At 37.7% G+C, this 14065-nt stretch carries 17 protein-coding genes; all 17 read left to right on the plus strand.

From position 1 onward, the window contains the following. Positions 1-49 precede the first annotated feature (49 nt). The 17 genes from ACIPKN_RS02480 (at position 50) to greA (ending at position 13997) form a co-directional block, all read left to right on the plus strand. Positions 50-316 (plus strand): IreB family regulatory phosphoprotein, encoded by a 267-nt coding sequence (locus ACIPKN_RS02480; RefSeq protein WP_004226839.1) that lies wholly within the window; start codon positions 50-52, stop codon positions 314-316. 2 nt (positions 317-318) lie between these two features. After that, positions 319-735 carry a Holliday junction resolvase RuvX gene (gene ruvX / locus ACIPKN_RS02485; protein ID WP_142508949.1) on the plus strand — a complete coding sequence of 139 codons (417 nt, stop codon included), beginning with the start codon at positions 319-321 and terminating at the stop codon, positions 733-735. Between the two features lie 19 nt (positions 736-754). Continuing rightward, entirely contained in the window at positions 755-1063 is a 309-nt protein-coding gene (locus tag ACIPKN_RS02490; RefSeq protein WP_400933049.1) for a DUF1292 domain-containing protein, read from the plus strand. Between the two features lie 166 nt (positions 1064-1229). Beyond that, on the plus strand, positions 1230-1757 hold the full coding sequence (locus ACIPKN_RS02495; RefSeq protein ID WP_400933051.1) for a DUF1292 domain-containing protein: 528 nt from the start codon (positions 1230-1232) through the stop codon (positions 1755-1757). A 282-nt stretch (positions 1758-2039) separates the two neighbouring features. Further along, on the plus strand, positions 2040-2849 hold the full coding sequence (locus tag ACIPKN_RS02500) for a MetQ/NlpA family ABC transporter substrate-binding protein (RefSeq protein ID WP_400933052.1): 810 nt from the start codon (positions 2040-2042) through the stop codon (positions 2847-2849). A 235-nt stretch (positions 2850-3084) separates the two neighbouring features. Continuing rightward, the gene (locus tag ACIPKN_RS02505) at positions 3085-4164 is read left to right on the plus strand and encodes a methionine ABC transporter ATP-binding protein (RefSeq protein WP_400933054.1); all 1080 of its coding nucleotides are present in this window, start codon (positions 3085-3087) and stop codon (positions 4162-4164) included. Beyond that, positions 4106-4759: a methionine ABC transporter permease gene (locus ACIPKN_RS02510; RefSeq protein ID WP_400933056.1), complete on the plus strand. Its 654-nt coding sequence runs from the start codon at positions 4106-4108 to the stop codon at positions 4757-4759. The genes ACIPKN_RS02505 and ACIPKN_RS02510 overlap by 59 nt, the downstream gene beginning before the upstream one ends. A gap of 15 nt (positions 4760-4774) precedes the next feature. After that, complete coding sequence (locus tag ACIPKN_RS02515; protein WP_400933059.1) at positions 4775-5611, plus strand: MetQ/NlpA family ABC transporter substrate-binding protein; 837 nt, start codon at positions 4775-4777, stop codon at positions 5609-5611. 88 nt (positions 5612-5699) lie between these two features. Then, a complete protein-coding gene (locus tag ACIPKN_RS02520; protein ID WP_400933061.1) occupies positions 5700-7043 on the plus strand; it encodes an LLM class flavin-dependent oxidoreductase in 1344 nt (447 codons plus the stop codon). Next, positions 7043-7228: a hypothetical protein gene (locus ACIPKN_RS02525; protein WP_400933063.1), complete on the plus strand. Its 186-nt coding sequence runs from the start codon at positions 7043-7045 to the stop codon at positions 7226-7228. The genes ACIPKN_RS02520 and ACIPKN_RS02525 overlap by 1 nt, the downstream gene beginning before the upstream one ends. A gap of 266 nt (positions 7229-7494) precedes the next feature. Further along, positions 7495-7761, plus strand: a complete 267-nt coding sequence (locus tag ACIPKN_RS02530) for an acyl-CoA dehydrogenase family protein (protein ID WP_400933183.1) — start codon at positions 7495-7497, stop codon at positions 7759-7761. 382 nt (positions 7762-8143) lie between these two features. Then, positions 8144-9271, plus strand: a complete 1128-nt coding sequence (gene mltG / locus ACIPKN_RS02535; protein ID WP_400933065.1) for an endolytic transglycosylase MltG — start codon at positions 8144-8146, stop codon at positions 9269-9271. 546 nt (positions 9272-9817) lie between these two features. Next, positions 9818-10450: an O-methyltransferase gene (locus tag ACIPKN_RS02540; RefSeq protein ID WP_400933067.1), complete on the plus strand. Its 633-nt coding sequence runs from the start codon at positions 9818-9820 to the stop codon at positions 10448-10450. A 5-nt stretch (positions 10451-10455) separates the two neighbouring features. Beyond that, the gene (locus ACIPKN_RS02545; RefSeq protein ID WP_400933069.1) at positions 10456-11388 is read left to right on the plus strand and encodes a peptidase U32 family protein; all 933 of its coding nucleotides are present in this window, start codon (positions 10456-10458) and stop codon (positions 11386-11388) included. A 14-nt stretch (positions 11389-11402) separates the two neighbouring features. Beyond that, positions 11403-12683: a peptidase U32 family protein gene (locus ACIPKN_RS02550; protein WP_134018575.1), complete on the plus strand. Its 1281-nt coding sequence runs from the start codon at positions 11403-11405 to the stop codon at positions 12681-12683. Continuing rightward, on the plus strand, positions 12683-13321 hold the full coding sequence (gene udk / locus ACIPKN_RS02555) for a uridine kinase (RefSeq protein ID WP_400933072.1): 639 nt from the start codon (positions 12683-12685) through the stop codon (positions 13319-13321). Before ACIPKN_RS02550 ends, udk begins: the two co-directional genes overlap by 1 nt. A 187-nt stretch (positions 13322-13508) precedes the next feature. Next, the gene (gene greA / locus ACIPKN_RS02560; protein WP_049667741.1) at positions 13509-13997 is read left to right on the plus strand and encodes a transcription elongation factor GreA; all 489 of its coding nucleotides are present in this window, start codon (positions 13509-13511) and stop codon (positions 13995-13997) included. Positions 13998-14065: the final 68 nt, after the last annotated feature.

Consider the following 14065-nt stretch of genomic DNA (forward strand, 5'->3'; position numbering starts at 1 on the left):
GAGATGAGCTTTTGCACATCTCCTTATTTCTGAAAGCGAGGTGCTGGTCATGAGTTCATTTGATCAAACTATGAAATTTAATTTTCCAGAAGAATCAATGGAACAGGAAGTCAAGCAGGTAATGTTGAAAGTACATTCTTCATTAGAGGAAAAGGGATATAACCCTATCAATCAGATTGTCGGTTATTTACTTTCTGGTGATCCGGCGTATATTCCTCGCCATCAGGATGCTCGTAATTTAATTCGCAAGCTTGAGCGTGACGAAATTCTAGAAGAGCTTGTTAAGTTTTATATTAAAAAGAACAACGAGGACTAGAAATGAGAATTATGGGATTAGACGTTGGGTCAAAAACCGTTGGCGTTGCTGTTAGTGATGCTTTAGGGTGGACGGCCCAAGGTATTGAAACCGTAAAAATTGATGAAGCTAACGGCGAGTTCGGCATTGATCGTATAGCCGAGTTAGTAAAGGAGTATGCTATAACAGAATTTGTAGTAGGATACCCGAAAAACATGAATAATACGGTGGGACCTCGTGGTGAGGCTTCTGAAAACTATAAAAAGCTTTTAGAAGAAACATTTTCACTACCGGTCAAGCTTTGGGATGAGCGTTTAACGACGATGGCTGCAGAGCGTATGCTAATCGAAGCAGATGTGAGTCGCAAAAAGCGTAAGCAAGTCATTGATAAAATGGCTGCTGTGATGATTTTACAAGGCTACTTAGATAGCAAAAATTAATTGATGAGGTGACAACTACATGGCACACGAGCATAACCATGAAGAAGAATTACACGTACAACACATTACAGTGATTGACGAGAACGGAAATGAACAGCTTTGTGAAGTAATCCACGTACATGAATCAGCTGAATTTGGCAAATCATACGTATTTTACTCTATGGTAGGCGCAGAAGAAGATGAGGATGGCTCTGTAGAAATCTTCGTATCTTCATTCGTTCCATCTGAAAATGGTGAAGATGGTGAATTAACACCAATCGAAACTGAAGCAGAGTGGGATTTGGTAGAAGACGTATTAAACGCTTTAGAGGATGAAGACGAAGAATAATCATCGTTCTTTATAAGTGTGGAACAAGGATGGCACCAAGCACTCCTTGTTCCTTTTTTACTTTAGGAAGAATGAAGCTATGAGGTTGTAAGACGAGTTGGTGAGAATTATATCTTTTTAAGGACTCGCTTCAAAATTTGAACCATAGTTAAAAGGAGGACATTGAATGAACGAGGAAACGCAAGAATTTCTTATAGTAGGGGAAAATGGTAAGGAGCAAAAGTGTCGTGTTGTCTTCACCTTCGATGCAGATGAAAAATCATATGTATTGTTTTCGTTAATCGACGAAAATGGTAATGAAATTCCTGGAGACATTTCTGCTATGACATTTGATTATGATGATAACAATGGAGAAATGACAAATTTACAGCCTGTAGAAACAGATGCAGAATGGGAAATGATTAATGAGGTAGTCCTGACACTTCTAGACGAATTCGAAGAAGAGCCGCAACTATTTACAATAACAGATGAGGATGGGGCAGATCAGGTCTGTGAGGTTATTCATACATTTTCATCAGAACAATTTGGTAAATCCTACGTACTTTATGTTCTGGCAATGGACGAGCCAATAGAGGAAAGAGATATTTTTGCTTCACAATATGTATCTGGAAATGACGGAACGATTGATGAATTATTACCGATTGAAACAGATGAAGAATGGGCATTTGTTGAAGATGTATTAAATGAATTATAATTAGAACTCTCCGAGTGGTAAAATACTGCTCGGAGTTTTTTTTATGACAAAGCTTGTAGAGTATTAATAAAGAATTTCTATCTCGTATGTAAAAATATTCTATCTGGAAACTGAATTCATGTAACTTCGAGCTAATTTAGTTGTTCTTGTAGATAAAACGGAAATTTATGCTTTTTGTATTATCTGAATTTTTAAATATTAAGCATTGACCAATTACGAGTAAACAGATAAGATTTGTTTTAAATTAAAACAAGTCAATTAATTCGAAAAGGGGGAAATCGAATGAGGACAATATGGGGACTACTAGTTGGTGTATTCATAATAGGCTTGCTGGTAGGTTGCACAAACAAAGGAGAAGCGAGCAAAGATGAAACAGTAACGTTAAAGGTGGGGGCAGCCAATGTGCCACATGCGGAAGTACTAGAGTATTTAGCAAAGGATCTTGAGAAAGATGGTGTGAGATTAGACATTACCATTTTAAAAGATGCTGTTCAAACAAATCAGCAAACGGCAGATGGTGAACTACATTTTAACTTTTTTCAACACATTCCATTTTTAGAACAAACGAATAAAGAAAGCCATTTAGATTTAGTGAGTGTAAAAGGAATTCATATTGAACCATTTGGTGTGTACGCCAAAAAAATTAAAAATATTAATGAATTACCGCAAAACGCAAAGGTTTCCGTCCCAAATGATGTCGTCAATTTCTCTCGAGCTTTACTACTATTTAAAAATAATGGACTAATTGAATTAGATAAAACAAAGGAAAACGATTATACAGTTGAGGATATTACAAAAAATGAAAAAAATATTCAATTTATCGGTGTTGAATCTCAGTTACTGACCCGTTCATTAGATGATGTAGACGCATCGGCTATTAATACGAACTACGCCTTAGAAGGGGGCTGTAATCCTATGAAGGATGCTCTTATTATAGAAGGTCCTGAATCGCCATATGTCAATATTATTGCGACGACAAAAGAAATACAAAATGATCCAGCGATTCAAAAAGTCGTTAAACGGCTAACAAGCGAAAAGGCGCGTACCTTTTTTGAAGATCAGTATAAGGGGGCTGTCGTCCCAGCATTTTAACTTTTTTCAGCAATTGAAAACGGCAGTTACCATTTTTTTCCGTAGAGAAAGCGAAGCGTCACTACATCCCTGAAATAGAGGAACTCGGTCTAAGAACGCCACGTCCTGTGGCAATTTATCTACAAAAACATTTGTTGGCCTAAAGCTCCGGCGGATGTCACGGAATTATGTCGAGGCATATTTGATCTTAAAGTCGAGAGTAGTCTAAATGAAATGCTTAGGAGGTAGACGTGAAATGATTGAATTTATCGAAATGACAAAGGAATTTCAGGTAGGAACAACCGTTGTAACGGCATTAAATAACATTAATTTAACGATTCAAAAGGGTGATGTTTTTGGTGTTATAGGCTTTAGCGGTGCTGGCAAAAGTACATTAATACGGACAGTAAATTTATTGGAGGAACCAACATTTGGTCGCGTTTTTGTGAATGGCAAAGAGCTGACAACATTAAGCAAAAAGCAGCTGCGCGAGGAAAAGAAAAATATCGGTATGATTTTCCAACATTTCAATCTTCTTCGCTCAAAAACTGTCTTTGAAAATGTTGCGATGCCTTTAGTATTAAGTGGCGTAAAAAAATCAAACATTGAAGGTCAAGTAAGGGAGGTTTTGTCGTTTGTCGGTTTACAGGACAAAGCCGAACGCTATATCGATGAGCTGTCAGGTGGACAAAAGCAGAGAGTGGGCATTGCTCGTGCACTTGTCACAAAGCCAGCGATACTATTGTGTGATGAGGCGACCTCTGCTCTTGACCCGCAAACGACTAAATCTATATTAGAGCTACTAAAGCGAGTAAATATTGAGTATGGTATTACCATTTTAATGATTACGCATGAGATGGAAGTCATAAGGGATATTTGCAATCGTGTAGCTGTTATGGAAAACGGAAGAGTTATTGAAACAGGCAATGTACTTGAAATTTTTTCTGCACCGCAAGAGGAGACGACTAAAAACTTTGTACAATCGGTAGTTCGAGATGACATTCCACAATCTGTCTACGAGCAATTAAAAACGATAGATCAATCAAAAAAGATTTATAACCTGAAATTTATAGGTGTAGACGTTAGGCAACCAGTTATCTCACAAGTAGCGAAAAAATTTGATGTCGATGTCAATGTACTGTTTGGCAATATTACAGAGCTACAAGGGATTCCCTTTGGTAATTTAATCGTTGAGCTAGTTGGCTCAGACAAAGAAATAGAAAAGGCACATCAATTTATTCAAACGAAAGATATTCAAACAGAGGAGGTTGTTGCACATGAAGGTGAGCTCGCAAATCATTATCGACGCAGTGCTAGATACGCTGTACATGGTTAGTATTTCGTTATTTTTTGGAGCTGTTTTGGGCTTTATTTTAGGGATAACTTTAGTTGTGACGAGAAAAGGGCATATTCTTGAAAATAAAATAATCTTCTCAATCATCAATCCAATCGTCAACACCCTGCGCTCCATTCCGTTCATTATTTTGCTAGTTGCTATCATTCCATTTACACGCTTGCTCGTTGGCACAGCAATAGGAACAACAGCTGCTATTGTACCGCTTGTCTTGCATATTGGCCCATATATATCAAGATTAATAGAAAATTCATTACTGGAAGTAGATGAAGGCATTCTTGAAGCAGCGAAGGCAATGGGTGCCTCTCCGCTTCAAATTATTCAAAAGTTTTTGCTACCTGAAGCCTTCCCCTCTTTAATATTAAGTGTTACGACTGCAACAATTGGGCTTATTGGAGCTACTGCAATGGCAGGGGCAGTTGGGGGCGGTGGCCTTGGTGATGTAGCCATTACTTACGGCTATCAACGCTTTGACAATGTAACGATTTTAGTAACAGTGGTGATTTTAGTAGTACTAGTACAAATCATTCAAAGTATAGGAAATAGTCTTGAGAAAAAATTACGCAGAGTGTCATAAAAGGAGAAATTTAAGATGAGGAAACTAAATTATATATTAGGATTAATGGCATTACTGTTCCTACTAGTTGCTTGTGCAAAAGCAAATGAAAAAGAGACTGTGAAGGTTGGTATCCGTAGCTCGGAATTTGAAACATGGGAGTATATAAAAGAACAGGCTGCTAAGGAAGATATTAGCCTCGACTTAGTGACATTCTCAGCACAATATGACCCGAACCAAGCATTGGCGGAGGGAGAGGTTGATATCAATGCGTTTCAGCATGTCGCTTACTTAAATTTATTTAATACGAATAACAAAACAGATTTGCAGGCAATTGGCACAACAATTATGGCTCCGATAGGCTTATACTCAAAAAAATATAAAACCTTGGATGAGATGAAAGAGGGAGCGAAAATTGCTGTACCAAAAGATCCTTCTAACTGGGGTAGAGCTTTATTGCTGTTACAAGAATACGGGTTGTTGACGGTTACTGATAGTTTTGATGGCAATGGTGGAGAGGATCGGATTAAGGACAATCCGAAAAAATTAAACATTTTACCGGTAGATGGTGCGACTACACCGAGGGTTATGGAGGATGCCGATTTTGCGGTCATTAATAATGGGATTGCTGTTGAAGCAGGCTTACTATTGAAAGATGCCATTATTCATGAGAATGAAACGGCGAAGCCATTTCTTAATGTCATCGTGGCAAGGCCTGGAGATAAGGACAACAAAACATTGAAAAAAATTGTTGACATCTATCAGCGTGAAGAAACAGCGAATTTCATTAAAGATATTTCTAATGGAAATTATATTCCTGTAAAAATGCCATTAGATGAATTAGCTACATGGAAAGAGTTTTATCTTCATTGATCAACAATAAATTGGCTCAATGCCTCCTAACGTACTGTTAATCTATGTGAAGGCAAAGCGACAGAGAAATTTAGGGAGATGAGAGAAAATGACTAAGAAAAAGGAGTTAAAGCTTGCGTTATATTTAATTGGGGCAGGAATGCATGTGGCAGCTTGGAAACATCCGTCTGCAAAAGTTAATGCAAGCATCGATATTAATGCATTGCAAAAGGCGGCGCAAATTGCTGAAAAGGGCAAGTTTGATATTGCCTTTGTTGCGGATAGTTTAGCGATCAATCATGAATCACATCCACATATTTTAAATCGCTTTGATCCTCTTATACAGATTACAGCTTTGGCAGCTGCGACAACCAAAATTGGGCTTGGGGCAACTGCATCAACCACATATAGTGAGCCATATGTGTTAGCAAGGCAACTAATGTCCGTTGATCATATTAGTAATGGTAGAGTCGGTTGGAATCTAGTAACAACAGCAGATGCCACAGGAGAGACGGCTTTAAACTTCAGCCGTGACAAGCATTGGGAGCATGATCATCGCTATGAACGTGCGGAGGAATTTACCGATGTAGTGCAGTCATTATGGGATTCATGGGAGGATGATGCTTTTGTCTACGACCGTGATAATAATATTTTTTATGATCGCAATAAAGTACATGAGACAGCTTTTAAAGGCAAATATTTATCAGTAAAAGGTCCTTTGAATATAGCACGTTCCGTTCAGGGTCAGCCTGTTATAGTGCAGGCTGGTGCTTCAAAACCAGGGCAAACATTAGCAGCACGAACAGCGGAGGTCGTTTTTGTTCATTGGAACGATATTGAAAAGTCCAAGGAGCATTATCGCCACTTAAAGGCACAGCTTGCTCCATTTGGGCGCACCGATGAGGAGTTACTTATGTTTCAGGGGATATCGCCAATTGTGGGTGATACGGAGGAAGAGGCCATCCGTAAGTATAATGAATTACAGGCGTTGATTGACCCATATGAGAGCTTGAAATTTGTTTCGGGTTATATGGGAAATGTTGATTTCACAAAGTACTCGTTAGATACACCTGCAATCGAAGTGGATTTTCCTAAGGTCAATAGTATTCAAAGTCATTTCTATGAGCATTTAGAGATTATCAAAAAAGAAAATTTAAAAGTCGGTGAATTATATGCACGCCTTTTTGGTCCTGCGAAGCGCGATGCTTTTGTAGGGACACCAACGCAAATTGCCGATGAGATGGAACGTTGGCTTACAGAAGAAGCGGCAGATGGCTTTATGCTACAGTTTCCGTTATTGCCACGTGATTTGGAGGATTTTGTGAACAAGGTTGTGCCAATTTTACAAGAGCGTGGTATTTATCGTAAAGAATATACAGGCTCCACACTTAGGGAACATTTAGGGCTGAAAAAACCACAAAATAGATTTACTAAAAGCAAGGTGACTCATTGATGAGTGATGTTTATATTCGAAATGAACGTGAGCAGCAATTAGTTCAAAATGCGCTTAAATTGGCACAACAAATTGACAAGACAGCTGGTAAATATGATGAGAGTAGGGAGCTTCCGTTTGAGCATTTTAACATCTTAGAGGGTGCGGGCTATTTTAAATTAACGGTGACGAAAAAATGGCGGTGAGGAAATTTCCCTTTATGAAATGTTATTAGTACAGGAACAATTAGCAAAAGGATATGCTTCTACCGCTTTGTCTGTAGGGTGGCACTTATTAACTTTTTTAAATGTTCGTGGGGCGAAGAGGTAGCCTGAGCCGATATTTGCGGAATTGTGCCATAAAGCAGTTAAAGAAGGTTCTCTCTTAAATATTATAAATAGCGGGCGAGGGAGGGGTAAAGGATTATGCAATAGATTTTGCTAAAAATACCTATTCATACAGCCTAAATACAATCGCTCACGCAAGCCATGTCCAACAAAAAATGGGTGAAATAGAAGTGCTTTATCACACAGCACGGCGAACATTATATAGTATTGCAGCGCAAGTAGAACAAAATCCTGCGATTAAGAATCACCTTTCTGAAGATGTAAGTATTGCAAAGTATGTTATTTGTAACAATGCGATTGACATCGTAACAAAAGCAATGCAAGTTGTTGGGGGACGAAGCCTATCTAAAGCTAGTAAATTTACAGCGATTTTTTCGAGACGTTCAATGTAGTCGTTTTAATCCTCCAGCTGATGATGTGGTTATTGCACAGCTTGCAAATGGTTTATTAGTCGATGTCAAACAAGAAGCTTTTCAATTTTAGGTATCACTTTAACCTCATTCAGCAATTATTTTCTGTAGCGATGAAGAGAATATTATTGAATCTGCTAATGATATAGTTAGCAGATTTTTGCTTTTCTCCTGAAGGGCTTTCCGTTCCTAATATGCCATTCTCTAGTATTTTAGTTCGTTGATTGTAACTCAACTTTGATTTATTACATTTATTCTTTTGTCGGAATCTCTTTTTATGTGATCTATTTTTACTGATTTTCTATTTCTGTTTGTCGTAAAAGTTGATTTCTAGTATGATAATGGAGTGATAGGGGGGAAACCCGTGAATAACGGTTCGAAAAAACAAGAAATGCTTGCAAAAATGCAAGAAAGAAAATCCGAGGTAAAAATTGTGAGAAAAATCGTTGCTATTGTAGCAATTGCTTTTGTTTTAATATCAGGGATTGTCGGTTTACTTGGTTATAGTTATGTGAAGAGTGCCTTAAAACCAGTGGATCCAGATGCAACTAAAACAATAGCAGTTGAAGTGCCGATAGGCTCAACTTTAAGCTCTATTTCAACTCTATTAGAGAAAAAAGGGGTTATTAAAGATGCTCGTGTTTTTAAATATTATGCTAAATTTAAAAATGAATCCCAGTTCCAAGCAGGAAACTATGATTTAACACAAGCAATGACATTGGATGAGCTAATCGAAAGTTTAAAAACCGGGAAGGTTTATCGTACGCCAGTCTTTACAATGACAATTCCTGAAGGTTTAACACTTGAACAAATTGGTAATATAGTGGAAAAGAAAACGCCTTACACTCAAAAAGAATTTATGGACTTAGTAACAAGCGATGCGTTTGTACAACAAATGAAGGATAAATACCCTGAGCTTGTGACGGATGCGGTTTTAGCTGATAAAATTCGATATGATTTAGAGGGTTATTTATTCCCTGCAACTTATTCTTATTTTGAAGAAAAACCATCATTAGAATCTATTGTAGACGAAATGGTAGGAGCAATGGACAAGGTTGTGAAAAATTACAACGATGCTCTAACTGAAAAGAAAATGTCAGTACATCAATTATTAACATTTTCTTCATTATTGGAAAGAGAAGCTACTGCCCAAACAGATCGAGAAACGATTGCGAGCGTATTCTATAACCGTATCGAACAAGGGATGCCATTACAAACAGATCCAACTGTTTTATATGCACTTGGTTCCCATAAAGATCGTGTCCTTTATAAAGATTTAGAAGTAGATAATGCCTATAATACTTACAAAAATAAAGGCTTACCACCAGGTCCGATTGCGGGTGCAGGAAAAACTTCGATTGAAGCAGTGCTTAATCCAAGTAAAACGGACTATTTATACTTCTTAGCGGATAAAAAAGGTGTCAACCACTTCTCGAAAACGTATGATGAACATTTACTGAAAGTAGATAAATATATAAAAAAAGCTGAGTAAGTACTTTAAATAGAAAAAATAAATAGCAATAATGTGGATAGAAGGAAAGAAAAATAGCTTTCCTTCTATTTTCGTGCTATTATAAATTGTGATTTTTAATCAATCCGCATGGAAAAAATTCAAATCAGTCCGTTAATGCGGAATAATATACGTGGTGGCAATTGTTTTGAGCTTATAAAAACAATTGCTCATTTTTGTATGACGAAGTACCAAGACATCACGTTTGGTCTTTTTCTTTTTGTTGCTAAATGATGAAGTACAGACAACGAGTATTGCTCGTTACGCCTCCGGCGAATGTCACGGAATCGGAGTGGAGTTCTTAAAGGATGTTAGCCTAAAATCATCGCATCCATGCGAGAACGGCTAACTGACCTGCATCGGTAAAAACGTCACGTCCTGTGGCATTACCGAAATGTCCGACATCGTGTCGGCCCTCATGCAGGCCTAAGCACAAAGCTGATTCCGGAAGCATTGTTTATCTGCGCAAAAGCGTAGCGACAGCGGCAATTATGCCGAGGCATAATTGATATGAGGGTGAACTAAAAAATGGAATTATCAGATGCATATATACAATCATTTATTCAACCACGTAATGAATTGCTTTTAGAAATGGAAGCATTTGCGGAGGAGAATCATGTACCGATTATGCAACTTTCAGGCATTGATGCACTAAATCAATTGCTACGTATTCAAAATCCGTCGAAAATTTTAGAGATTGGTACTGCAATTGGTTATTCTGCAATAAGAATGGCAGAGGCTATACCAAATGTGCAAATCGTTACAATCGAACGTGATCCAGAGCGTGTTGCAAGAGCAAAGGCTTATATTGAACGTTCTACAGTATCAGATCGTATTACAGTCATTGAAGGTGACGCCTTAGAAGTGAATGATGAAGCAATTCAAACGACCTTCGATGCTGTTTTTATCGATGCTGCAAAGGGACAATATCAACGCTTTTTTGAAAAGTATGCGCCTCTTGTAAAATCTGGCGGAGTTCTGTATATCGATAATATGTATATGCATGGCCTATCAGATTTGGATTTAAAAGATGTACCGCGTCGTAAGCGTACAATGATTCGCAATTTAAAAAACTTCACCGAATGGATTATGCAGCACCCTGATTATACAAGTGCATTTTTACCAGTTGGTGATGGTTTATTATTATGTTTGAAGAGGTGACTATTATGAAAAAACCTGAATTGCTTGTTACACCGCAATCGGTGGACCATGTTAAAGCACTTTTACAGGCTGGAGCAGATGCTTTTGTCATTGGTGAACAACAATTTGGTCTGCGCCTAGCAGGAGAATTTTCTGTGAGTGAAGTGGAAGAAGCTACAAAGCTAATTCATGCAGCGGGTAAAAAGGTTTATGTTGCGGTAAATGGGCTATTCCATAATGAAAAATTGGATGCGCTTGCCGAATATTTAAAAGAAATGCAACGTATTGGTGTCGACCGTTTAATTTATGGTGATCCAGCAGTATTAATCATCCGTCGTGAGCAAGGTGTAACAATACCGCTACACTGGAATCCGGAAACGACTGCAACGAACTGGTTTACTGCAAATTATTGGGGAAAACGCGGAGCAACTCGCGCAGTGCTTTCACGTGAACTTTCTTTAGATGAAGTGCTAGAAATTAAAGAAAATACAGAAGTAGAGATTGAGGTTCAAGTACATGGAATGACATGTATGTTCCAATCAAAACGTCCATTACTAGGCCATTATTTCTTATATCAGGATAAAGTAATGGAAATTGAAAATCGTAAGGAAAATCGCAATATGTTCCTTCATGATGATGAACGAAATAATAAATATCCAATTTATGAGGATGCTAACGGTACGCATATTTTTAGCCCAAACGATATGTGCATTATCGATGAACTTGGCGAATTATTCGAAGGTAACATCGATGCATTGAAAATTGAGGGTGTTCTTCAAACGCCAGAATATGTGATCACAGTAACAGAAGCTTATCGTCAAGCAATTGACACATATTTTGACGAATCAGAAGATGCGTATGAAGATATTAAAGATGATTTATTAGCTAAAATTGAAGATATTCAGCCTGCCATCAGACCTCTTGATACTGGCTTTATCTTCAAGGAAACAGTTTACTAGGAGGTGGCAAGAACATGGCATTAGTATTAGAGCAAAATGACAAAATCCGTGAAATTGTAGACGGTAAACGTGTCATTACAAAAAAACCAGAGCTACTTGCCCCTGCAGGTAGTTTAGAAAAATTAAAAGTAGCAGTTCATTATGGAGCGGATGCTGTATTTATTGGTGGACGAGAGTTCGGTCTACGTTCAAACGCAGATAACTTCTCAATTGAAGAAATGCGCGAAGGTGTTGAATTCGCCAATAAATATGGTGCAAAAATATATGTTACGACAAATATCTTCGCCCACAATGAAAATATGGACGGCTTAGAGCAATATTTACAAGATATTGAATCTGCGGGTGTTACAGGCATTATTGTAGCGGATCCACTAATCATTGAAACATGCCGTACAGCTGCACCAAAGCTTGAAATTCACCTTTCTACACAGCAATCTTTATCGAACTGGAAGGCAGTACAGTATTGGAAAGAAGAAGGCTTACATCGTGTAGTATTAGCACGTGAAGTAGGCGGCGAAGAAATGAAGCTGATGAAGGAAAAAGTCGATATTGAAATTGAGGCATTCGTTCATGGAGCAATGTGTATCGCCTATTCTGGTCGCTGTGTACTTTCAAATCACATGACTGCTCGCGACTCTAACCGTGGTGGTTGCTGTCAATCTTGCCGCTGGGACTATGATTTATATGAGCTAGAAGATGGCGAAGAAAAGGCACTTTTCGATGATAATCACGCATCTTTTGCAATGAGTCCGAAAGACTTAAAGCTGATTGAAGCAATTCCACATATGATTGAGCTTGGTATTGATTCATTAAAAGTAGAAGGTCGTATGAAATCAATTCACTATGTTGCTACAGTTATTTCAGTGTACCGCAAAGTGATTGACGCTTATTGTGCTGACCCTGAAAATTTTAAAATTAAACGTGAATGGCTAGAAGAACTAGACAAATGTGCTAACCGTGATACTGCTGAAGCATTCTTCCATGATGCCCCTGGCCACGAGGAGCAAATGTTTGGTGTACATGGCCGTAAAACGACTTATGAGTTTGCTGGTTTAATTTTAGAGCATGACCCTGAAACGAAAATTGTGACAATGCAACAACGGAACTATTTTAAACCTGGCGATGAGGTAGAATTCTTTGGACCGGAAATCGAAAATTTCCGTTTTACAATGGGTGAAATTTGGGATGAGGATGGCAATAGCTTAGATGCTGCACGTCACCCATTACAAATTGTTAAATTTAAATGCGATACACCATTAAAACCACATAACATGATGCGAAAGGAGAATAATTAATGGTAGCAAAGCGTCCAGTCGTCATCGGAATTGCTGGTGGTTCATGTTCGGGAAAAACGAGTGTGACCCGTGCTATTTATGATGTTTTCCGCGATCATTCAGTAGTAGTAATTGAACAAGATTTTTATTATAAAGACCAAAGTCATTTAACGTTTGAGGAACGTTTAGGTACAAACTATGACCATCCGTTAGCGTTTGATAACGATTTGTTAATTGAGCATATAAAAAAATTATTGGTCCGTCAATCAATTAAAAAGCCAGTATATGATTATGTACAGCATACAAGGGCAAAAGAAGTTATTCATGTAGAGCCTGTAGATGTTATTATACTAGAAGGTATTTTAGTGTTAGAAGATGCAGATTTACGTGATTTAATGGACATTAAATTATTTGTAGATACGGACTCAGATTTACGTATTATTCGTCGTATAATGCGTGATATAAAAGAGCGCGGACGTACAACAGATTCTGTAATCGACCAATATTTATCGGCAGTGCGTCCAATGCATAATCTATTTATTGAACCGACGAAACGTTATGCTGATATTATTATTCCAGAAGGCGGGGATAATGAGGTTGCGATTGATTTAATGGTAACTAAGATTAAAACTATCCTTGAAACTGACAACGTATTGTAATAAGATAGAGTGGTATTGACAATATTTACATGCATATCTGTACATATTTCAGAAAGGCATGCATACTATTAGGTCAAAGAGTAATTTGAAACCGTTTAAAAATAATAAAATTCGATTAAGTGCATCCACTAGGCCACTTAATCGAGTTTTATGTTTTTATATTGACGAAAACAAGGAGTGAAGAACTTTGGCAAATGAAAAACAGTACCCAATGACAGCTGAAGGTAAAAGAAAATTAGAAGAAGAATTAGTAAAATTAGAAACGGAAACACGTAAGGAAATCGTAGAACGTATAAAAATCGCTCGTGATTTCGGGGATCTTTCTGAAAATGCTGAGTATGATTCTGCAAAAGAAGAACAAGCCTTTTTAGAAGGTCGAATTTCTACATTAAAATCTATGATTCGTAACGCAGTTATTATTTCTGAGGACGAAACAGACAACAGTGTAGTATCACTAGGGAAAACGGTTACATTTGTAGAAGTTATTAATGGGAAACCATCAACAGATGAGGAATCGTATACAATTGTTGGTTCGGCTGAGGCAGATCCAATGGAATTCCGTATTTCAAATGAATCACCAATTGCTAAAGGCTTACTAGGCCGTGCTGAGGGCGAAGAAGTTGTCGTACAAACACCTGGTGGTGAAATGAAAGTTAAAATTATTTCAATAAAATAATTTTGGTACAAGCAGTTAGCTTATCTTTAAGGAGAGCTAGCTGCTTTTATCTTCTGCATTGTCTGTGT

This window comes from Lysinibacillus sp. NPDC086135, from assembly GCF_044746345.1.
Classification (GTDB): domain Bacteria; phylum Bacillota; class Bacilli; order Bacillales_A; family Planococcaceae; genus Lysinibacillus.